Source organism: Nocardia sp. NPDC057455 (assembly GCF_042802775.1).
GTDB lineage: Bacteria > Actinomycetota > Actinomycetes > Mycobacteriales > Mycobacteriaceae > Nocardia.
Genome location: NZ_JBHVDM010000117.1, coordinates 1 through 19,217, shown reverse-complemented (window position 1 = coordinate 19,217; position 19,217 = coordinate 1). Strand labels below are relative to the sequence as shown.

The 19,217-nt window shown below is 68.9% G+C and carries 18 protein-coding genes; 10 read left to right on the top strand and 8 right to left on the bottom strand.

Translation table 11 applies throughout. The features are described from left to right. The first annotated feature begins 555 nt into the window (after positions 1-555). Entirely contained in the window at positions 556-924 is a 369-nt protein-coding gene (locus ACFU5M_RS30950) for an LppP/LprE family lipoprotein (protein ID WP_379054491.1), read from the top strand. 67 nt (positions 925-991) lie between these two features. Next, on the top strand, positions 992-1,582 hold the full coding sequence (locus ACFU5M_RS30945) for a hypothetical protein (protein ID WP_379054489.1): 591 nt from the start codon (positions 992-994) through the stop codon (positions 1,580-1,582). Between the two features lie 290 nt (positions 1,583-1,872). Here ACFU5M_RS30945 and ACFU5M_RS30940 read toward each other — a convergent pair whose 3' ends face one another. Beyond that, positions 1,873-2,490, bottom strand: a complete 618-nt coding sequence (locus tag ACFU5M_RS30940) for a TetR/AcrR family transcriptional regulator (RefSeq protein WP_379054487.1) — start codon at positions 2,488-2,490, stop codon at positions 1,873-1,875. 4 nt (positions 2,491-2,494) lie between these two features. After that, positions 2,495-3,364, bottom strand: coding sequence for an oxygenase MpaB family protein (locus ACFU5M_RS30935; protein ID WP_379054485.1), 870 nt, complete (start codon positions 3,362-3,364; stop codon positions 2,495-2,497). Positions 3,365-3,538: 174 nt separating this feature from the next. Here ACFU5M_RS30935 and ACFU5M_RS30930 point away from each other — a divergent pair, with 174 nt between their 5' ends. The 3 genes from ACFU5M_RS30930 to ACFU5M_RS30920 are packed head-to-tail and all read left to right on the top strand — an operon-like array spanning position 3,539 to position 4,816. Further along, positions 3,539-3,991, top strand: coding sequence for an SRPBCC domain-containing protein (locus tag ACFU5M_RS30930; protein WP_379054483.1), 453 nt, complete (start codon positions 3,539-3,541; stop codon positions 3,989-3,991). After that, entirely contained in the window at positions 3,988-4,329 is a 342-nt protein-coding gene (locus ACFU5M_RS30925; RefSeq protein ID WP_379054481.1) for an ArsR/SmtB family transcription factor, read from the top strand. Before ACFU5M_RS30930 ends, ACFU5M_RS30925 begins: the two co-directional genes overlap by 4 nt. A gap of 43 nt (positions 4,330-4,372) precedes the next feature. Next, entirely contained in the window at positions 4,373-4,816 is a 444-nt protein-coding gene (locus tag ACFU5M_RS30920) for an SRPBCC domain-containing protein (RefSeq protein WP_379054479.1), read from the top strand. A gap of 64 nt (positions 4,817-4,880) precedes the next feature. Here ACFU5M_RS30920 and ACFU5M_RS30915 read toward each other — a convergent pair whose 3' ends face one another. The 5 genes from ACFU5M_RS30915 to ACFU5M_RS30895 all read right to left on the bottom strand — a co-directional run bounded on the left by ACFU5M_RS30915 (position 4,881) and on the right by ACFU5M_RS30895 (position 10,828). Beyond that, a complete protein-coding gene (locus tag ACFU5M_RS30915; protein WP_379054477.1) occupies positions 4,881-7,274 on the bottom strand; it encodes an ATP-binding cassette domain-containing protein in 2,394 nt (797 codons plus the stop codon). Positions 7,275-7,575: 301 nt separating this feature from the next. Next, the gene (locus ACFU5M_RS30910; RefSeq protein ID WP_379054475.1) at positions 7,576-7,986 is read right to left on the bottom strand and encodes a VOC family protein; all 411 of its coding nucleotides are present in this window, start codon (positions 7,984-7,986) and stop codon (positions 7,576-7,578) included. A gap of 5 nt (positions 7,987-7,991) precedes the next feature. After that, positions 7,992-8,441, bottom strand: coding sequence for a helix-turn-helix transcriptional regulator (locus tag ACFU5M_RS30905; protein WP_379054473.1), 450 nt, complete (start codon positions 8,439-8,441; stop codon positions 7,992-7,994). Between the two features lie 267 nt (positions 8,442-8,708). Then, positions 8,709-10,016 (bottom strand): hypothetical protein, encoded by a 1,308-nt coding sequence (locus ACFU5M_RS30900; RefSeq protein WP_379054471.1) that lies wholly within the window; start codon positions 10,014-10,016, stop codon positions 8,709-8,711. 212 nt (positions 10,017-10,228) lie between these two features. Then, on the bottom strand, positions 10,229-10,828 hold the full coding sequence (locus ACFU5M_RS30895; RefSeq protein ID WP_379054469.1) for an ArsR/SmtB family transcription factor: 600 nt from the start codon (positions 10,826-10,828) through the stop codon (positions 10,229-10,231). A 687-nt stretch (positions 10,829-11,515) separates the two neighbouring features. Between ACFU5M_RS30895 and ACFU5M_RS30890 the strand changes: the two genes are divergently transcribed. From ACFU5M_RS30890 to ACFU5M_RS30880, 3 genes are all read left to right on the top strand, one after another. Then, positions 11,516-12,448, top strand: coding sequence for a CorA family divalent cation transporter (locus tag ACFU5M_RS30890; RefSeq protein WP_379054467.1), 933 nt, complete (start codon positions 11,516-11,518; stop codon positions 12,446-12,448). A 148-nt stretch (positions 12,449-12,596) separates the two neighbouring features. Then, positions 12,597-12,965 carry a nuclear transport factor 2 family protein gene (locus ACFU5M_RS30885; protein WP_379054464.1) on the top strand — a complete coding sequence of 123 codons (369 nt, stop codon included), beginning with the start codon at positions 12,597-12,599 and terminating at the stop codon, positions 12,963-12,965. Positions 12,966-13,198: 233 nt separating this feature from the next. Beyond that, positions 13,199-14,101, top strand: coding sequence for a S1C family serine protease (locus ACFU5M_RS30880; protein ID WP_379054493.1), 903 nt, complete (start codon positions 13,199-13,201; stop codon positions 14,099-14,101). Between the two features lie 8 nt (positions 14,102-14,109). Here the strand turns inward: ACFU5M_RS30880 and ACFU5M_RS30875 are convergent, their stop codons facing one another. Continuing rightward, positions 14,110-14,796, bottom strand: a complete 687-nt coding sequence (locus ACFU5M_RS30875; RefSeq protein ID WP_379054462.1) for a TVP38/TMEM64 family protein — start codon at positions 14,794-14,796, stop codon at positions 14,110-14,112. 181 nt (positions 14,797-14,977) lie between these two features. Here ACFU5M_RS30875 and ACFU5M_RS30870 point away from each other — a divergent pair, with 181 nt between their 5' ends. Next, entirely contained in the window at positions 14,978-16,834 is a 1,857-nt protein-coding gene (locus ACFU5M_RS30870) for a methylmalonyl-CoA mutase family protein (protein WP_379054460.1), read from the top strand. Beyond that, positions 16,834-19,101 carry a methylmalonyl-CoA mutase gene (gene scpA / locus ACFU5M_RS30865; RefSeq protein WP_379054458.1) on the top strand — a complete coding sequence of 756 codons (2,268 nt, stop codon included), beginning with the start codon at positions 16,834-16,836 and terminating at the stop codon, positions 19,099-19,101. The genes ACFU5M_RS30870 and scpA overlap by 1 nt, the downstream gene beginning before the upstream one ends. Positions 19,102-19,217: the final 116 nt, after the last annotated feature.

Below are 19,217 nucleotides of genomic sequence, written 5' to 3'. Positions count from 1 at the left end.
CTGTTGGTGATCCGCAACAGTCCGTGGTCGATCGCCGAAGCAGGCAGTTCGGCGACCGCGCCCCCGATCGCTCGATCGATTCGTCCGATACCGTGAAACTTCCGGCGCACCCAGCTACTCACCCGCTCGACACTACCGATCACCGCGCAGACCTCGCGAAACACGGTGTCACACGGCATTCGACGGCAAGTGGCCTCCGGGACCGGGCAGAGATGGCGATCATGCCGAACACATGCCCCGAAAATGCGGGATGTAACGGCGTCCGCCTGATACCGACTTCCAGTTGTCGGGAATTCGAAAGGGAGGCGAATGAAGACGATCATCGGCGCGGTGGTGACGGCGATCGCGGTGAGCTCGGCTGTCGGAGGTTGTCAGGGCGGATCGGATGCGCCGGCGACCGGAACGAACGAACCCGGCCGGTCTACCGTCGAAGCCACTCGGACAGCGCCAGCGCAGGGCGGTGTCACCAGCACTGCGGTTGCGCCCGCGAAACTCCCTGCTACCAGCGGAAACGGGCGATGTATCGACCCTGGGTCGAGCGTGGTCGTGGCCGCGATGAACTCGTTGGGGCCCGCGCCGGGCGGCACGCCGTATGTCGTGGACAGTGCCACGAACGCGCCCGCCGGGGCCTGCCCCGACCTGCTGTGGGTGCTGGCCGCGACACCCGGCGGAACGGCGAGTTCCCCTTGGCACGTGTTGTTTTTCGACCAGGACCGCTATCTCGGCACGGCGACCGCGAAAGCGACGTCCTACACGACGGTAGTCGGTTCGACCGAACGCGCTGTGCAGGTGCAGTACCGGTGGCTGGAGGGCCGTGACGCGAACTGCTGCCCCTCCGGTGGGCCGGTCGTGATCACCTTCACTCTCGGCGGCGACGGCCGCACGGTGACACCGAGTCCGGCGATCCCGGATCAGGTCGGGTGACTCGGCGGACAACCCAGGGGCTGTCCGGTCGCGCGGAGCGTTCCGCCACACCTGGAGAGCAGTGAACGTGAGCCGCCGGTGGGGCTGCCTGTTCCCCCTGGGCATCTGGATTCTCGTCATACTGGGATTCGCCGCGTACCTGGCACTTCAGGCCAGATCCGAACGAGCCCATCCTGCCGCCGCCGCCCCGGCGGACCTCTGCGTGGCGATCGGACCCGCTTTGTTCGAGCAGCTGGTGCCCCACGGCGTCCCTCTGCCCGGCGGGAGCTACTCCTCCGGACCGGACGCAGCGTGCTCCTTCCGGACCGGGCAAAGCCGTCCCTTCGGCTCTGACGCGTACGGCCTCCTGGACGTGCGCGTGCTGCGCCACGGCCAGGTGGGGTGGGACTCCGGCGCCGACCGAGCCGCCGCCGCCCTGGCTTCCTCCTGTCGGAACACCGCGGCGGCCGGTCGATTCCAGAGCGATCGCGGTCTCGGGGACGATGCTTGCAGCGCCTACAGTGCCGAGGGCGAGGGCGGCACGGCGTACGGATCGGCGGTGATCCGCCGTGGCGCGGATTTGTTCTGGATCGACTACTACACGCACCCCGGGACCACTGATCAGGTACGGCAAGGGGTCACAGCGGTGTCGCTGGCATGCCTGGGGGGTGTCTCGTAACGCGCGTGCGCGCCGCCGCGGCGAAGGCGCCGATCATGTCTCCGCACGACATGTTCTCGTCCCCGGATCGGAGAGCGCCCGGCATCCGCGCACCGTCCGATGCGGCGATTTCGGATTCCGGGCGCGTCGCGGAATCCGCGGCGGCCGTCGAGAGTGCGATTGCTGAACATCCCCATGCTGTTGTGGATCCCGCTGGCCGATAATGGCATTCGGTAACACGGCACGCTCGTTGTGGCCGGCGCGCAGACGGACGCCGGTACGGACCGCGCGGCTGTATCGGCTGTCCGGCGCTATCGAATGGCGGTGGGAATGAGGTGGCGGCGGGCGAAGAGGCGGGCGTCCTCATCGGTCGCGAGGGAGAAGTAGCTGTCCGGGATGAGCAGCAGGGTGAGCGACAGGCGCGCGGCGATCTCGGCGGACGCGTCGGGGTCGATGTCGCCGAGGTCGTCGGCTCGGCGGAGTTGTTCGGCGAAGAACGCGCGCGCCGCGGCGAGAAGTGTTGCGCCGTAGGTGATCACGAAGGGCTGGCCACCATCGTCGGCGAGCAGGATGCGGTTGGTGAGTGGGTCGGTGCGCAGGGTGCGCAGGGCGATGGCGAAGCCCTCGGCGGCGCGGTCTCGGACATCGGTGTGGTCGGCGACGGCAGTACTGATCCCGGACAACACCCGCCGCAGCCACACGGTCAGCGCGGTGGTGACGAGGAGGTCCTTATTGGGAAAGGCCCGGTAGACGGTGGCGCGGTGCAGGCCCGCGCGGCGGGCGATGTGTTCCATGCGGACGCGATCGATGCCGTGGTCGCGAAACTCCGCCAGGGCAGCGTCGACGATCCGGACGGCCTGTGGGTCGCCTTCGATGTCGGCGGCGAGCTGGTCGACATCGAAGGCGGTCGTCTGCCGGGCACTGCGCATGCCCCTAATCCTGCCCGAGGGCGCGGGCGTGCCGCATACCCGCGCGCGCCCGGGGGTGGAAGCGCAGCGGTTCGGGGATCAGCGGCCAAGCGTTGCGGATCAAGGCGGCGACGGCGCGGAAATGCGCCTGGTCGATTCTGCTGTAGCGCAGGCCGAGTTTCTCCCGGGCCGGCTCGGGCAGCAGCGCGGCGGTGAGCACCCGGTATTCGGACATGATCACCGGCCGGAGCACCCGTTCGACCGGTTGCGGCAGATACGGCAGTCGCATGTCGCTGGTGAATCGCAGCCGCTCGGTCAACCATCGTGCCGACTGCGTGGCTTCCAGGACGTCGCGGCAGACGTCGTCGAAATACTGCTGGAAAGCGGCATAATCGGTGGGCATCGGCCGGTCGCTCACGCCGTATCGCCGAAACCAAGTCGTGGTCTCCTGGTACAGCTGCTCGCGTTCGGTCGTGGTCAGGCCGTCGCCGAAAACGTCGGCGATGTCGATCGTCGCTTGCACCATCGTGGCGTGCGTCCAGTAGTAGGTGTCGGGCTCGAGTGCGTGATACCGCTTCCCGTGCGCATCGGTGCCCCGGATGTTGCGGTGATAGTCACGGACCCGAGTGCCGGTGCCGCGTTCGATCGGGTCGTAGACGGTGCCGATGATCTCCGGGATCGAGCGCAAGACCCGGTCCCAGGGATCGCCGAAGAAATCGGAGTGCCCGGTGACGCCCGCCCCGACCGCGGGGTGCATCAGCTCGAGCATGCCGTACGGCGCGGCGACCAGGAACAACCGCAGGTCACCGAGGTAACGCCACAGCAGTGTGCCGGGTCCGAGCCGCGGGTCTTCTTCCGTGGCCTCGCCGTGCACGGGTTCCAGGTGTGCGGTCATCGTCGACCCCTCTCGTTCTTGTGCGACGAAAATACAGTAAATGTCGCAGATGTCGCATTCAATAGTTCGCGGTGGACGATGCCGAGCAATATGCAACCAATGGTTGCGCCGTAGCGGCCGGCGGGCTAGCGTCATGTGCAACCAAATGTTGCACATGACGAAAGGGTGGCGAGTATGGAGTACGGCAGCATCGAACGGGAGATCTACGTCGACGCCGCACCCGAGGTGGTCTTCGAGGTCGTCAGCAGCCCGGAGCACATCTCGCAGTGGTGGACCGACGACGCCGAGTTCGACGTGACGCCCGGCGCGGTCGGTGAACTCGTCTGGGGTGACCGTGCGCAGGTCGCTGCGATCACCGTGGTGAACGCCGAGCCGCCTCGGGTGTTCTCGTTCCGCTGGTGCTACCCCGACGGCGAGGTCGACGCCTCCGCGGGGTCGCTGCTGGTCACCTTCGAACTCGTTGCGTCGGGCGCGGGTACCACGATCCGGCTCACCGAGACCGGATTCCGGGAGATGGGCTGGGCGGCCGCGAAGTCGGCGCAGCAGTATCGCGAGCACACCGTGGGCTGGGACACCTACGTTCCCCGGCTGGGGGAGTACATCGCTCGGCTGGTGTCGACCCCGTGACCGCCGCCGTAGACGACGACCTGTGGTCCGCGGTCGGCGATCCGACCCGTCGGCGGATGCTCGACCTGCTCCTCGCGGAGGGCGGCGGCACCGCCACCGGTCTCAGTGCGCAACTGCCCGTCACGCGGCAGGCGGTCGCGAAACATCTCGGCGTGCTCGACCGCGTCGGCTTGGTGCACGCCGCACCCGCCGGGCGGGAGCGGCGGTACCGGGTGGACGAGGCGCAACTGGCCCGCGCGGTCGCGCAGCTGTCCGCGGTGGGGGCGGCATGGGACGCCAGGCTGCGTCGTATCAAGCGGATCGCCGAGGCGATTCAGCGCGGGCAAGACCAGCAGTGAATTCGTGACGCAACGACAATCGACATCGGAAAGAAGTGACGAAATGGTGGACATCCTGCACAGGGTCGGAATCAAATCCTCGGTGGACGACGTGTACGCGGCCTTGACCACCACCGAAGGGCTGGCGGGCTGGTGGACGATCGACACCAGAGGCAAAGGCGGTGACGTCGGTGGTGTGCTCGAATTCCGTTTCGGCGCCGGTGGATTCGACATGAAGGTCGTCGAACTCGATCCGGGCGAGCGCGTGCGGTGGGAAGTGATCGACGGACCCGAAGACTGGGTCGGCACGCAGCTGCACTGGAATCTCGCTCAGGCCGACGACTACGCCATCGTTCTGTTCGAGCATCAGGGCTGGAAGGAACCGGTGGAATCCATGTATCACTGCAGCACCAAGTGGGCGGTCTTTCTGCTGAGCCTGAAATCGCTGATCGAAACCGGCAAAGGCGCGCCGGAGCCCTACGACGTCAAGATCGATAACTGGAACTGACGTTTCCGCGAGAGGATCCCTGGCCGCTGGGGGTCTGCCACGGATCCTCTCGCGCCGTCCTCGCTCAGGCGCCCACGTAGGCGGCGAGGTGCTCGCCGGTGAGGGTGGAGCGGGCGGCGACGAGGTCGGCGGGAGTGCCCTCGAAGACGACCCGGCCGCCGTCGTGCCCGGCGCCGGGGCCGAGGTCGATGATCCAGTCGGCATGCGCCATGACCGCCTGGTGGTGTTCGATGACTATGACCGACTTGCCGGAGTCGACGAGCCGGTCGAGCAGGCCCAGCAGTTGTTCGACGTCGGCGAGGTGCAGGCCGGTGGTCGGCTCGTCGAGGATGTAGACGCCGCCCTTGTCGGCCATGTGGGTGGCCAGTTTGAGCCGCTGCCGCTCGCCGCCGGAGAGCGTGGTGAGCGGCTGGCCGAGGCTGAGGTAACCCAGCCCGACGTCGGCGAGCCGGCCGAGGACGGCGTGCGCGGCCGGTGTGCGCGCCGCACCGTCACCGAAAAACTCCTGCGCCTCGAGCACCGACATAGCGAGCACCTCACTGATGTCGCGGCCGCCGAGGTGATATTCCAGCACCGATGCCTGGTACCGCTTCCCCTCGCACTCTTCGCAGGGGGTGGCGACGCCGGCCATCATCGCCAGGTCGGTGTAGACGACGCCCGCGCCGTTGCAGGTGGGGCAGGCTCCCTCGGAGTTGGCGCTGAACAGCGCCGGCTTCACGCCGTTGGCCTTCGCGAACGCCTTGCGGATCGGGTCGAGCAATCCGGTGTAGGTCGCCGGGTTGCTGCGCCGCGAGCCGCGGATGGGCGCCTGGTCCACCGACACCACACCCTCGCTCACGGGCATGGACCCGTGCAGCAGCGAGCTCTTGCCTGACCCGGCCACACCGGTGACCGTAACCAGCACGCCCAGCGGAATGTCGACGTCGACGTCGCGCAGGTTGTTCGCCTTCGCACCGCGGATCTCGAGCGTGCCCGTGGGCTTGCGCACCGACTCCTTGAGGGCGGCCCGGTCGTCGAAATGGCGGCCGGTGACGGTTCCGCTGGCCCGCAGCCCGTCGATGCTGCCCTCGAAGCAGACGGTGCCGCCCGCCGCACCGGCACCGGGGCCGAGGTCGACGACGTGGTCGGCGATCGCGATCGCCTCCGGCTTGTGCTCCACGACGAGCACCGTGTTGCCCTTGTCCCGCAGCCGCAACAGCAGATCGTTCATCCGCTGGATGTCATGAGGGTGCAGGCCGATGGTCGGCTCGTCGAAGACGTAGGTGACATCGGTGAGCGAGGAGCCGAGGTGGCGAATCATCTTGGTGCGCTGGGCCTCACCGCCCGACAGGGTGCCCGAGGGCCGGTCGAGCGAAAGATAGCCCAGCCCGATCTCCACGAACGAGTCGAGGGTGTGCCGCAGCGCGGCCAGCAGCGGCGCCACCGACGGCTCGTCGAGACCGCCGACCCATTCGGCGAGGTCGCTGATCTGCATCGCGCAGGCGTCGGCGATGCTGATGCCCTCGATCTTCGACGATCGAGCCGCTTCGCTCAGTCGGGTGCCATCGCACTCGGGACAGACGGTGAAGGTGACCGCCCGGTCCACGAAAGCCCGGATGTGCGGCTGCATCGCCTCCCGGTCCTTGGACAGGAACGACTTCTGGATCTTGGGAATCAGCCCTTCGTAGGTGAGGTTGACGCCCTCTACCTTCACCTTGGTCGGCTCCTTGTACAGGAAGTCCTGCATCTCCTTCTTGGTGTACTTGCGGATCGGCTTGTTCGGGTCGACGAAGCCGGACTCCGCGTAGACCCGCACCGTCCAAAAGCTGTCCGACTTCCAGCCGGGAATGGTGAAAGCGCCCTCCGTGAGCGACTTGGAATCGTCATAGAGCTGAGTGAGGTCGATATCGGACACCGAGCCCCTGCCTTCGCACCTCGGGCACATGCCGCCGGTGATGTTGAAGCTGCGGCGCTCCCTCACGGTCCTTCCGGCGCGCTCGGTCGTGACCGCCCCCGCCCCGCTGATCGAGGCGACGTTGAAGGAGAACGCCTGCGGCGAGCCGATGTGCGGCTTCCCGAGCCGACTGAAGAGAATGCGCAGCATGGCGTTGGCATCGGTGGCGGTGCCGACCGTGGAGCGCGGGTCGGAGCCCATACGTTGCTGGTCGACGATGATCGCGGTGGTCAGCCCCTCCAGCACGTCGACCTCGGGTCGTGCCAGCGTCGGCATGAAGCCCTGGACGAACGCGCTGTAGGTCTCGTTGATCAGCCGCTGCGACTCCGCGGCGATGGTGCTGAACACCAGGGAGCTCTTACCCGAGCCGGAGACGCCGGTGAACACCGTCAGCCGCCGCTTCGGGATCTCGATGCTGACATCCTTCAAGTTGTTCTCGCGCGCGCCGTGCACGCGGATCAGATCGTGGCTGTCGGCAGCGTGCAGCGTGGGCGACTGCGTGTCCGTCGTCGTGGCCGTGCTCATCGTGTCTCCCTCTGTCGGGCGGGGCCGCGTGCGCGGTCCGGTTTCGGCGTCGCCTGGCTCGATTCAACCAGTCCGACCGATCCGTCTGTGTGTTTGCCGACGCGCCCGGTCCGAGGCGTCGGGCCGGGCGGCGGCTCGCGGCCTTCTGCTGCGATGGACCGGTCGTGAGCCGGCTACCGGCCGTCGGTGGGCGAAGGCAGCGGCTGCGATGTCGGCGCACCGCCCACCGAGTCGCCGGTACCCGGGCATCTTCGTCGCGGGTGGCCTGCTGCTCGGTGCGACGGTGGCTATCGCGGGGCGCTCAGCGCAGTTGCTGGATGCGGATCAGGTTGCCCGCGGGATCGCGAACGGCGCAGTCGCGAACCCCGTACGGCTGCTCGGTCGGCTCTTGGACGATCTCCGCGTCGCCGGCCACCAGCCGATCGAAGGCCCCATCGAGATCTTTGGTTGCCAAGAGGATGCCGCCGTAGGTGCCCTTGGCCATCATCTCGGTGATGGTGCGGCGCTCGTCGTCGGTGATGCCCGGGTCGGCGCCCGGCGGATGCAGAACGATGGACGTTCCGGGCTGGTCGACGGGGCCGACTGTGAGCCAGCGCATCCCTTCGTATCCGACGTCGTTGCGGACCTCGAAGCCGAGAAGGTCTCGATAGAAGGCGAGGGCTGCGTCCGGGTCGTCGTGCGGCAGGAAGCTCGCGTGAATGGTGATGTCCATGGCAGTCAGGCTAATTGCGGCTCGGTAACCGGCGCTTCTCGATTCCTGATCGGTCTGGTCACCTGTTTCGCCACGCACGACGGCATCCCCGCCGTCGCGCGCGCGGCGTCGCGCCGATAGACGCTGGGCGGCACGCCGACCAACTCGGTGAAGCGCGTGCTGAAGGTGCCCAGCGACGAGCAGCCGACCGCGAAACAGACCTCGGTGACGCTGAGGTCGCCTCGGCGCAGCAGCGACATCGCGCGTTCGATGCGCCGCGTCATCAGATAGGCGTACGGCGACTCGCCGTAGGCGAGCCGGAACCGGCGGCTGAGGTGCCCGGCCGACATGTGCGCGTCACGCGCGAGCGCCTCCACGTCCAGCGGCTGCGCGTACTCCCGGTCGATGCGGTCGCGGACGCGGCGCAGCCGAGCGAGATCGTGCAGGTGCTGCGTCGCGGCGGGTCTGCTGGTCACTCCCCAGATCGTGCCACATCGCGGTGACAAGCGGCCGCGTGTCGGCACCCGCCGGTCCGGTATCAATCGTTCGCAAGCCTGGCCTCGCCCGCGGGGCGGCGGACCGCGATCCGGCGAGTTCGGCCACCCGCGCCGCGGGAACGACGATGACGGGTGTCCGCGATGTCCAGTCCGAGAATGCGGCCACGCTCATGGCCGGTGTCTCGCCCGGATGGTGGCACACGTAGTGCCCCCGCGCTGCTGGTCGGCCGACAGGACGCCCCGCCGCTACCAGAAAGTCGCGGGAAGCTCGTACTCGGCGAGCGCGGCCCGCACCAACTCGGTGAGCCGCTCGGCGTCCAGTAGCGTCGGCGGGTGAAAACCCATGACGCGCAGTGTGATTCCCTCCGCGGTTTCGACCAGGGCGACGTACAGGTTGCCGCCGCGCTCGGTCACGACGGTCCGCGAGTTCAGGCTCTGATTGACCAGGCCGAGCATCATCGCCGAGGCCGGGCGGCCGTCGATGCGGAGGATCTCGGGGTCGAGCTTGCCGACGCTGGAGCACACCGTCGAGATGGCGTCGGTGGCGGCTTGCCGCGCCAGCGCGGCGTACCGCCCGCGCGGCAGCGCCACCGCGATCGGGACCAGTGGTGGGACATCTTGTCCGCTCGTCGCGGCGGCACTGAGCTGTTCCTTCATCACCGCGCGCAGCGGGGCGAGGTCGGCCGGTTCGCCGTCGCGCGTATCGACCTCGAAGGCGATGGAGGTCAGCGCGTTCGCGCGAAGATCGTCGGCGGTACGGGTGCTGACCGGCATCATCATGCGAACCCGGCCCGATTCGTCGGTGCGGCCGATTTCCGCGGCGATGGTCGCCATCATCGCCACCGCCAAGGTGGTGCCGGTTCCGCCCCGGCTTCGTGCCGCCGCATGCCAGAGCTGCGCCGGGACCGTCGCGGTGACCGTCGGCAGGCGGAAGTCTCGCGCGTCCTCCTCCGAAGGCCCGGACTTGCCGCCGCGTCCGGTGACGGCCAACCGCAGCGCCAGACCGGCAGCCGACGGGAACGACCTGGCTCGCCGCGCGGCGGCGCGAAGATCGTCGGCCAGCAAGCGCATCCGGCCGAATTCGTCGCTGGGGTACGCCAGATCCAGCCGCTTGTCCGCGACCGCGTCCGTGACCGCCGCGCAGAAGGCCTGACCGTCCGCGAGTGTGTGCGAAACCAGCAGCGACACCGCGCTTTCCCCGTTGTCGAGGTGAGTCACCGCCAACCGCCATGCGGGCCCGCCGAAGGTGCGCAACTCGGCGTGCCCCTGCTCGGCGATCCAGGTCTCCAGATCGCCCGGGGGAATGGGCGCCTGCGCGACCTCGAGCGGGCTGAACTCGGTGCGGGTGGTCCACCGGTCGCCGGCGGCCGGGATGATCGCGGGCGAGACCGCTCTCCCGAGCCTGCCGTGCCGTAGTGCCTCGTGGAAACGCTCCAGCGCCGCCATGTCCACCGGACGGTCGTAACGCCAGACCGCCTGTATCGCCAGGGTTCCCCCTAGCGCGGAGTGCCCCCGTGCACTCACGCAATCGATATCGGTCAGGCGGTAGGTCACGCGAATCTCCCCTCGAGTTGTGGACATCGGCGCAGGTCCGCACCGGCGTCATCGCCGCCACAACTCGGCGCTACGACGATGAGGATCGTTCGAATGTCCGGTTTCGAGCTGTTCGGCCAAACAAGAGCATCCGGCCTGGCAACGCCGTGGTCAACCCTACTGGCGGGTTCGGTGATCGCCGCCGCGGTAGGGCCCCGGGAAGCGGGCGAATGTTACTCATCGGTTCGCTGTCCTGCGCGAACGGTGAGCCCGCCTGCTGCGCGGAAACCGCGGTACGAGCGTTCGACGCGCCGAACCGGCCCCATTCCGGGCACCCGAGCTGGACGGCCGACCACTTCAGCAACGGCCTGGTGGCGCAGCGGCGTCGCCGCGGCGACACCTACCCGGACCTTCCGTAGGAGCCCGAAGCCGCGTTCGACGCCCTCGCCGACTACTACCGGAGTCACTGAGGTCGGCAGGCGGTGGTGCGGAGTGAACGTGGCGGAGTGAGCCGGGGTCAGTCGCGGTGGTGGTGGCGGAAGGCCAGGCGGACGAGGTCGGCGATATCGGGGGTCGGCGATGGCGTAGACGTGGCGCCTGCCGTCCTTGTGGGCGCGGACCAGTCCGGCGAGTTTGAGTTTGGCCAAATGCTGGCTCACGGCGGGCACGGAGTGGCCTGCGGCGGCGGCGAGGCTGCCGACATCGCGCTCGCCTTGCGCGAGCAGCCAGAGTATCTGCAGGCGTGCGGTGGCCGCGAGCATGCCGAAAACCGCTGCGGCGTCCTGTAATCGGTCCGCCGGGATGGGGCCCGGGGGTTCGCTGTGCTGGGTCACGTCCGCCTCCAAAGCTGTCGGTAGGGTGGCACGACCGTGTGCGGCTGTGCAACCGCACGGCCGCGGCTGATCACCTGCGCGGCGTAGTGGCCGAAAACCGCTGTGCGGGACCAGTTGTCCGGTCCGCTCGTGCCGCTGGATTTCCACCGGGTGACGCGTTGTCGAATACTTGCGCAACTGATTGACGTACCCCGATCGGCGGGTTTCTAATGATGGATGGCGCAATTCGTGCGCCGGTCGACCAACGAAGCGAGGTGAGCGGCAGATGCCGGTTGACAGTATCGACGTCTACAGCCGGGCCGCCCTCGAGAAACGGGTTGCGCCGTCGCGTCGTTGATCTGCGTACGTGATCGGCGGCCGGGCGACGGCGCCCCGATCGGCCGACGCGGCATCGAATCCCACCTTCGTCAGCTCTTCACCGCGTAAGGGCGGCGCGTTGCGGTCCGGCCGATGCGCCGGCCCTTCGTCCGTGGCGCGACCAGGTCTCGTCCCGGCTCATCGCTGCCACCCGTGCGCGTCCTCTGTCCCGGAGGGGCGCGCCAGCCCCCGCACGATAGTAAGTATTGGAGTCCCGGTATGGCCAGATTGCTCGAGAAAGCCGAAACATCGCTTCGCTCATGGAAACCGGAGGGCCCGCAGCAGCAGGCCGCCCCGTCCATGCACTCCTTCCCCGGGCAGCGGTAGTCGATGACGACCTTTCTCAGCGCCGTGACCGCCGACCACTTCGACACCGAAGTGCTGCAGCAGCATTGGATTCCTCTCGCCGCCGACGACGCCGACACCGCGGCCGTGCTCCGGGAACGGCTCGGCATCGACTTCACCGCCGCGCGCAGGCAGGTCCGGGAGTCCGACAACTTCCTCTATCTCCCGGTGGTCGCCGGCTACCAGCGCGGCGAGACCATCGAACGCGTGACGATCGTCTTCGCCTTGGACGGTGAGTTCCTCGTTACGCTCCAGCCGTCCGAGCATTTCGTCCCCTTCGACAAGGCGGTCGCGAAGATGCGCCGCAACCCGGAGCTGGCCGGCTCCGCGCACGGAGTGATGTACGCGCTGCTGTGGGCGCTGAACGAGGCGTCGGAGCGGGTGCTCTATCACGCCGGTGACGCGCTGGAAGCTTTGCACGAGGAGATCGAGCAGGCACTCGGGAGTCACGATCGGACCGAGATCGCCGACCTGCGCGACGCCATGTCGCGGCTGGACGCGACCGCGCGAATCGTCGCGCGCACCCGGGAGACCCAGCTGCAACTGGCCCGCACCGCGCGCCACCTCGTGGCCGACGCTCCGGCCACCCACGGGGAGCTGAGCGATTCGATCGGCCTCCTGCTCGCCGACATCGACGGGGTGAAGGAGCACGCGGGCGTCGAGTACGACAAAGCCCGCTACCTCCAGCAATCCGCGACCAGCCGGCTGGGTGCGCGCCAGAACGACTTCGTGAGGGTGTTCGCCGTCGTCACCGCGGTCTCCTTGCCGCCCACCCTGATCGCCACCTGCTACGGCATGGATCTCACCGGCATCACAGAATCGCCCTGGCAGCTCGGTCTTTCGATCACCATTCTGCTGGCGGTGGTGGCCGCGGTGGTCCCTCTGGCCTATCTCAGGAAGAAGGGGCTACTGCGCTGAATCCCGGCCGCGTATGCACGCTTCGTTGCCGGCGATCATTACCTCGCGCGTAATCGACGCGGGGCCCGTGGCACGGCAAGGTTGGGGTCAGCCGATCGAGAACCCCGGATCGGCTGACGAAAACCATGACGACACAGGAGGATTCATCATGTCGCGCTACGACGAAGCGGTCGATCGGTACTTCGCCGCGTGGAATGCCATCGGCGAGGACGCCAGGGCCACGGCGGTCGCGGCCGCGTGGGCCGAGGACGGCGGATACACCGATCCGCTCGCGGACGTGAGCGGGCACGACCAGCTGGCGGCGGCCATCGGGGGAGTGCAGGCGCAGTTCCCCGGCTTCGAGTTCCGCCGCCTCGGCGAGGTCGACGGCCACCACGACATCGCCCGCTTCTCCTGGGAGCTGGTCTCGACGGCCGACGGCAGCGCCCCGGTCGCGGGCTCGGACGTGATCACCCTCGGAGCCGACGGCCGGATCACCAGTGTGCACGGCTTCCTCGACCGGGTGCCCTCGGCGTAGCGTCCGGCCCGTTCGCCGACGAGATCGGGTCGATCTCCCGGATCCTCGTTCCCGGATCCGGGACGGCCCGGCACACGCGACCGCTGGCTCACGCTACCGCGACACGCCCGGCAGACCGCAGCCCGGTTGCGCCTGCGGCGAACACGGTGCGTCGTCCCGTCCGCGAGGGCATCCTGGACGCCAGGAGTGCAATTCCGGCAAACAGGGTGGTGGTCGGCGTGGACAACGCCGCGATGGATGCCTACTCCCGCACGGTGATCGCGGTGGCGGCGTCGGTGACACCGCACGTGGCCAGTGTGCGGACCAGGCGGGGGAGTGGATCGGCGGTGGTCTTCACCGACGACGGATTTCTGTTGGCGAACGCGCACGTCGTCGGTGTGGCGAGCGGGGGAGAGGTGGTCTTCGCCGACGGAGTGGAATCTCGGTTCGACGTGGTGGGGGTCGATCCGCTGTCGGATCTGGCCGTGCTGCGCGCCCGCGATGGCGCGCCGGGCGCGGTGCCGCTCGGGGATGCCGACCGGTTGGTGGTCGGCCAGCTGGTGGTGGCGGTCGGCAGCCCGCTCGGCCTGGCGGGCTCGGTGACGGCGGGCGTGGTGAGCGCGCTCGGGCGCGCGGTTCCGGTGGCCTCCCGCCGCGCCGGACGGGTGATCGAGGACGTGATCCAGACCGACGCCGCACTGAACCCCGGTAATTCCGGTGGCGCCCTGTCGGATTCGGCCGGCCGGGTGGTCGGCATCAACACCGCGGTCGCCGGCATCGGGCTCGGCCTGGCCATCCCGATCAATGCGACGACGCGACGGATCATCGGCACGCTGCACACCGAGGGACGCGTCCGGCGCGCGTACCTCGGCTTGGTCGGCGTGCCCGCGCCGCTGCCCGAGCCGGTCGCCGCGCGCACCGGGCAGACCGCCGGAGTGCGCATCGTCGAGGTGGTCCGCGGCGGCCCCGCCGACCAGGCCGGGCTGCGCCGCGGCGATCTGGTACTGAGCGTGGCGCGGTCGGAGGTGCGTGACGCTCAGGGAATCCAGCGGCAGCTGTTCGCCGAGGCGATCGGCGTGCAACTGCCCGTCACCGTGCTGCGCAACGGAGCCATGGTGGACGTGATCGCGGTCCCCGTGGAATTGACGGCGGACTGAGCGTGGGTCTAGTCGGCGGCCGGGACGGGCTCGGCGGCGTGCGGCGGCGCGGGTGACTCGGTCTTCCATCGCGCGTCGACGACCAAACCGGCCAGGCCGATCGCAAGGCAGACGCCGGACAGCGCCAGCATCGCCGGATGGGTCGTCCCGGTGAGCGCGTCGCCGAGGATGACGGTCCCGATGGTGCCGGGCAGTACGCCGAGCACCGTGGCGATCAAGTAGGGCCAGAACCGGATCGAGGACAACCCGCAGCAATAGTTGATCACCGAGAACGGCACCGCCGCGATGAGTCGCAGCGAACCCACCGCCAGCCAGCCCCGGCGCTCGAGACGTTCATCGATCGCGCGCACCGCGGGATGGGTGAGCCGGGCGGCCACCTGGTCGCGATCGAGCGTGCGCACGAGCAGGATCGCCAGCACCGCGCTGACGGTCGTCGCGCTCACTGCCAGCGTGATGCCCAGCAGCGGGCCGAACAACAGTCCGGCGCTCACGGTGAATACGGTGCGTGGGATCGGCGCCACCGTCACCAGTGCATGGACCAGGAAGAACAGCAACGGAAACACCGGGCCGACGGACGTCGCCCAATCCTGCACCTGACGGGGCGACGGCAGCGGAACGAGCAGCGCCGTGCCGAACAGCGCCACCGCGCCGACGATCAGCGCGACGATACGCGGGTCACGGATCAGCCTCGTCACCCGCGACAGGTTACCGGTTGGTAGTGGCGGGCAGGATCAACCGGCTGGGAATCCGCCCGCTAGCATCAATGGAAACGGGACGAATGCCCGTTAACCGAAGTAGTCGCTGAGCTGGGCGAATGTGAGGGTATCGGGCGCGCACTGCCGGTGCGCCCGTGTTGAGGAAGAGGAACAGCAAGCTATGCCGATTGCTTCAGATTCCGGGGCCGATCCGGTGCCCGAATACGCCGCGTGGCGCAAGGGCGTTGCCGGGGTGCTGGCCAAGTCTCGCCGCGTCGATGTCGGCGAACTTCCCGAGGAGCCCGAGCGGCTGCTCGACGAGACCACCTATGACGGGCTGACCGTCGCCCCGCTCTACACCCGGCGCGAGGAGTTGCCGGAGCAGCCGCTGCCGGGAATCTTCCCCTTCGTTCGCGGCCGCGACGCCACTCGGGATGTGCACCGGGGCTGGTACGTCAGCGCGCAGTTCGCCCAGCGCGACGCCGCCGCGGCCAACCGGGACATTCTGGCCGCCCTGGAGAACGGGATCAGCGCGATCTGGCTCGGCGTGGGTGAGCGCGGCGTGCCGGTGGCGCAACTGCCGACCGCGCTGAACGGCCTGCTGTTCGAATTGGCCCCGCTCACGCTGGACGCGGGTGGCGACGTTGCCGACGCCGCGGCCCAGGTCTTCGCGGTGCTCGACGGCTACGCCGCGCCCGCTCGCGCGGACATCCGCGTCTCCCTCGGTGCCGCACCCTTGACCAGCCGCTTCGCCGACGTCCCCGATACCGGTCTCGCCGAGGCCGTCGCACTGGCCGGACAGGCGGCCGGGCGGCCGGAAACGGTTCGCGCGATCACCGTGGACGGCACCGTCTTCCACGACGCGGGCGCTTCCGACGCGCAGGAACTGGGCGCGGCCGTCGCCGCGGGCCTGGCCTACCTCCGGTCGCTGACCGAGAGCGTGGACATCGCCGACGCGCTGGGGCAACTGGAGTTCCGCTTCGCGGCCACCGACGATCAATTCGCCACCATCGCGAAACTCCGTGCCGCCAGGCAGCTCTGGGCGCGGGTCGCGCAGGTCTGCGGTGCGCCGGATTTCGGCGGTGCGCCCCAGCACGCGGTCACCTCGGCCGCCATGATGAGCCAGCGCGACCCCTGGGTGAACATGCTGCGCACCACGCTCGCCGCGTTCGGCGCGGGCATCGGGGGCGCCGACACCGTGACGGTGCTGCCGTTCGACTCCGCTCTGCCGCCCGGTGAACTCGGCGTCTCCAAATCGTTCGCCGACCGGATGGCTCGCAACACACAGCTGCTGCTGCTCGAGGAGTCGCACCTCGGCCACGTGCTGGATCCGGGCGCCGGCTCCTGGTACGTCGAGGACCTCACCGCCGCGCTGGCCGCGAAGGCGTGGGAGTTCCTCCAGGAGATCGAGGCGGCCGGTGGCTACCCCGCCGCGCTGGAGTCCGGTCTGCTCGCCGAGCGCGTCGCCGAGACGAAGGCCGCCCGCGACACCGATGTCGCGCACCGCAAGACCGCCGTCACCGGCGTGAACGAATTCCCGAACCTGGCCGAACAGCCGTTGTCCGAGGCGGCGCGGCAGGCCGGCCGGGTCGCCCGTTACGGTGCCGCGTTCGAGCAGTTGCGCAACCGCTCCGACGCCTACCTCGCCGAACACGGCGCGCGGCCGAAAGCGCTGCTGGTGCCGCTCGGTTCGGTGGCGGAGCACAACGTGCGCGTCACCTTCATCGCGAACTTGCTGGCCTCGGGCGGCATCGAGTCGATCGATCCCGGGCCGCTCGCGGTGGATGGAATCGCCGCGGCGGCCACCGAGGCCGGGGCGCCGATCGCGGTGCTGTGCGGGTCGGATCCGCGCTACCGATCCGAAGCCGCCGCGGCGGTGCAGCAGCTGCGTGCCGCGGGCGTGGCGACGGTGCTCCTGGCAGGCTCGGCGAAGGCCGTCGCCGACCTGGACGACGCGCAGCGCCCGGACGGATTCCTCGCCGCGCGCATCGATGCCGTCGCCGCGCTGTCCGGCCTGCTGGAAAAGGTGGGAGCCTGATGACTACTCGTGAGATCAAGCACGTGATCGGCAGTTTCGCCGATGTACCGCTGGCCGAGCGCGCGCCGGAGCCCGCTGGGGTGGACACGGCGCAGGTGACGGAGTACGTGCGCGCGGCAGCGGCGGCCAACCGGTACGCACCCGAGCAGCTGGTGTGGTCGACCCCCGAAGGCATCGATGTGCCGCCGGTGTTCACCAAGGCCGACCGGGATGCCGTTGCCGCCGAAGGGTATCCACTCGACAGCGTGCCCGGTGTCGCGCCGTTCGTGCGCGGACCGTACCCCACGATGTACGTCAACCAGCCGTGGACCATCCGCCAGTACGCGGGTTTCTCCACCGCCGCGGATTCGAACGCCTTCTACCGGCGCAATCTGCAGGCAGGCCAGAAGGGCCTGTCGGTGGCATTCGACCTGGCGACCCATCGCGGCTACGACTCCGATCACCCGCGCGTGCAAGGTGACGTCGGCATGGCGGGTGTCGCCATCGACTCGATCCTGGACATGCGCCAGCTGTTCGACCACATCCCGCTGGACCAGGTCAGCGTCTCGATGACGATGAACGGCGCGGTGCTGCCCATCCTGGCGCTGTACGTCGTCGCGGCCGAGGAACAGGGCGTCGCCCCCGAGCAGCTGGCCGGAACCATTCAGAACGACATTCTGAAGGAGTTCATGGTCCGCAACACCTACATCTACCCGCCGAAGCCCTCGATGCGGATCATCTCCGACATCTTCGCCTACACCAGCGCGAAGATGCCGAAGTTCAACTCGATCTCCATCTCCGGATACCACATCCAGGAGGCGGGTGCGACCGCCGACCTGGAGCTGGCCTACACCCTCGCCGACGGTGTCGAGTACATCCGCGCGGGCATCGACGCGGGCATGGAAGTCGACAAGTTCGCGCCGCGCCTGTCGTTCTTCTGGGCCATCGGCATGAACTTCTTCATGGAGGTCGCCAAGTTGCGTGCCGGGCGCCTGCTGTGGAGTGAGCTGGTCGCGAAGTTCGACCCGAAGAGCGCGAAATCGCTGTCGCTGCGCACTCACTCGCAGACCTCCGGCTGGTCGCTCACCGCGCAGGACGCCTACAACAACGTCACGCGCACCTGCATCGAGGCGATGGCCGCGACCCAGGGCCACACCCAGTCGCTGCACACCAACGCGCTGGACGAGGCGCTGGCGCTGCCGACGGACTTCTCGGCCCGCATCGCCCGCAACACCCAGCTGCTGATCCAGCAGGAGTCCAATACCACCCGCCCGATCGACCCATGGGGCGGCTCCTACTACGTCGAGTGGCTCACCCACCAGCTGGCCGACCGCGCCCGCGCGCACATCGCCGAGGTCGAGGCGCACGGCGGCATGGCGCAGGCGATCGGTGAAGGCATCCCGAAGCTGCGCATCGAGGAAGCCGCGGCGCGCACGCAGGCGCGCATCGACACCGGTCAGCAGCCGGTGATCGGCGTCAACAAATATCAAGTCGAAGAGGACCAGCAGGTCGAAGTCCTCAAGGTCGAGAACTCGCGAGTGCGCGCCGAGCAGATCGACAAGCTGCGGCGGCTGCGCGCCGAGCGCGATCCCGACGCCGTGCGGCGGGCGCTGGCCGAATTGACCCGCGCCGCGGGCTCCTCCGAGGGCGGCATGGCGAACAATCTGCTGGCGCTGGCGATCGACGCGGCCAGGGCCAAGGCCACCGTCGGCGAGATCTCCGATGCGCTGGAGCAGGTGTACGGACGGCACCAGGCCGAGATCCGTACGCTCTCCGGGGTATACCGAGACGAGGCAGGAAAGGTCACCAACATCACCAAGGCGAGCGAGCTGGTCGAGGAATTCGCCGAGGCCGAGGGTCGCAGGCCGCGCATCCTCGTCGCGAAGATGGGCCAAGACGGCCACGACCGAGGGCAGAAGGTGATCGCCACGGCCTTCGCCGACCTGGGCTTCGACGTCGACGTGGGCCCGCTGTTCCAGACCCCGGAAGAGGTGGCGCAGCAGGCGGCCGACAACGACGTGCACGTCGTCGGGGTGTCCTCGCTGGCGGCCGGCCACCTCACGCTGGTGCCCGCCCTGCGGCAGGCACTGGCCGATGTCGGACGTCCCGACATCATGGTCATCGTCGGCGGCGTGATCCCGCCCGGTGACTTCGAGGAGCTCTACCAAGCGGGCGCCGCGGCGATCTTTCCGCCCGGCACCGTGATCGCGGACGCGGCCATCGACCTGCTGAAGAAGCTCGGTGCCGAACTCGGTCACGAACTCGGCAGCGGTGCCGCGACGGAATGAGCGAAGCCGGTTCCGCGGCGCGCGCCACCCCGAAAGTGGCCGCGCGCCGCACGATCGATGTCGACGCCCTCGCCGCGGCGGTCCGCGCCAACGAGCGGGCCGCTCTGGCGCGGGCC

Excerpts from the sequence above, each read along its gene's own strand:
- ACFU5M_RS30950 (WP_379054491.1), top strand. The coding sequence starts at position 556 with ATGAACTCGTTGGGGCCCGCGCCGGGCGGCACGCCGTATGTCGTGGAC.
- ACFU5M_RS30940 (WP_379054487.1), bottom strand. The coding sequence starts at position 2,490 with ATGCGCAGTGCCCGGCAGACGACCGCCTTCGATGTCGACCAGCTCGCC.
- ACFU5M_RS30935 (WP_379054485.1), bottom strand. The coding sequence starts at position 3,364 with ATGACCGCACACCTGGAACCCGTGCACGGCGAGGCCACGGAAGAAGAC.
- ACFU5M_RS30930 (WP_379054483.1), top strand. The coding sequence starts at position 3,539 with ATGGAGTACGGCAGCATCGAACGGGAGATCTACGTCGACGCCGCACCC.
- ACFU5M_RS30920 (WP_379054479.1), top strand. The coding sequence starts at position 4,373 with ATGGTGGACATCCTGCACAGGGTCGGAATCAAATCCTCGGTGGACGAC.
- ACFU5M_RS30915 (WP_379054477.1), bottom strand. The coding sequence starts at position 7,274 with ATGAGCACGGCCACGACGACGGACACGCAGTCGCCCACGCTGCACGCT.
- ACFU5M_RS30910 (WP_379054475.1), bottom strand. The coding sequence starts at position 7,986 with ATGGACATCACCATTCACGCGAGCTTCCTGCCGCACGACGACCCGGAC.
- ACFU5M_RS30890 (WP_379054467.1), top strand. The coding sequence starts at position 11,516 with ATGACGACCTTTCTCAGCGCCGTGACCGCCGACCACTTCGACACCGAA.
- ACFU5M_RS30885 (WP_379054464.1), top strand. The coding sequence starts at position 12,597 with ATGTCGCGCTACGACGAAGCGGTCGATCGGTACTTCGCCGCGTGGAAT.
- ACFU5M_RS30880 (WP_379054493.1), top strand. The coding sequence starts at position 13,199 with ATGGATGCCTACTCCCGCACGGTGATCGCGGTGGCGGCGTCGGTGACA.
- ACFU5M_RS30870 (WP_379054460.1), top strand. The coding sequence starts at position 14,978 with ATGCCGATTGCTTCAGATTCCGGGGCCGATCCGGTGCCCGAATACGCC.
- scpA (WP_379054458.1), top strand. The coding sequence starts at position 16,834 with ATGACTACTCGTGAGATCAAGCACGTGATCGGCAGTTTCGCCGATGTA.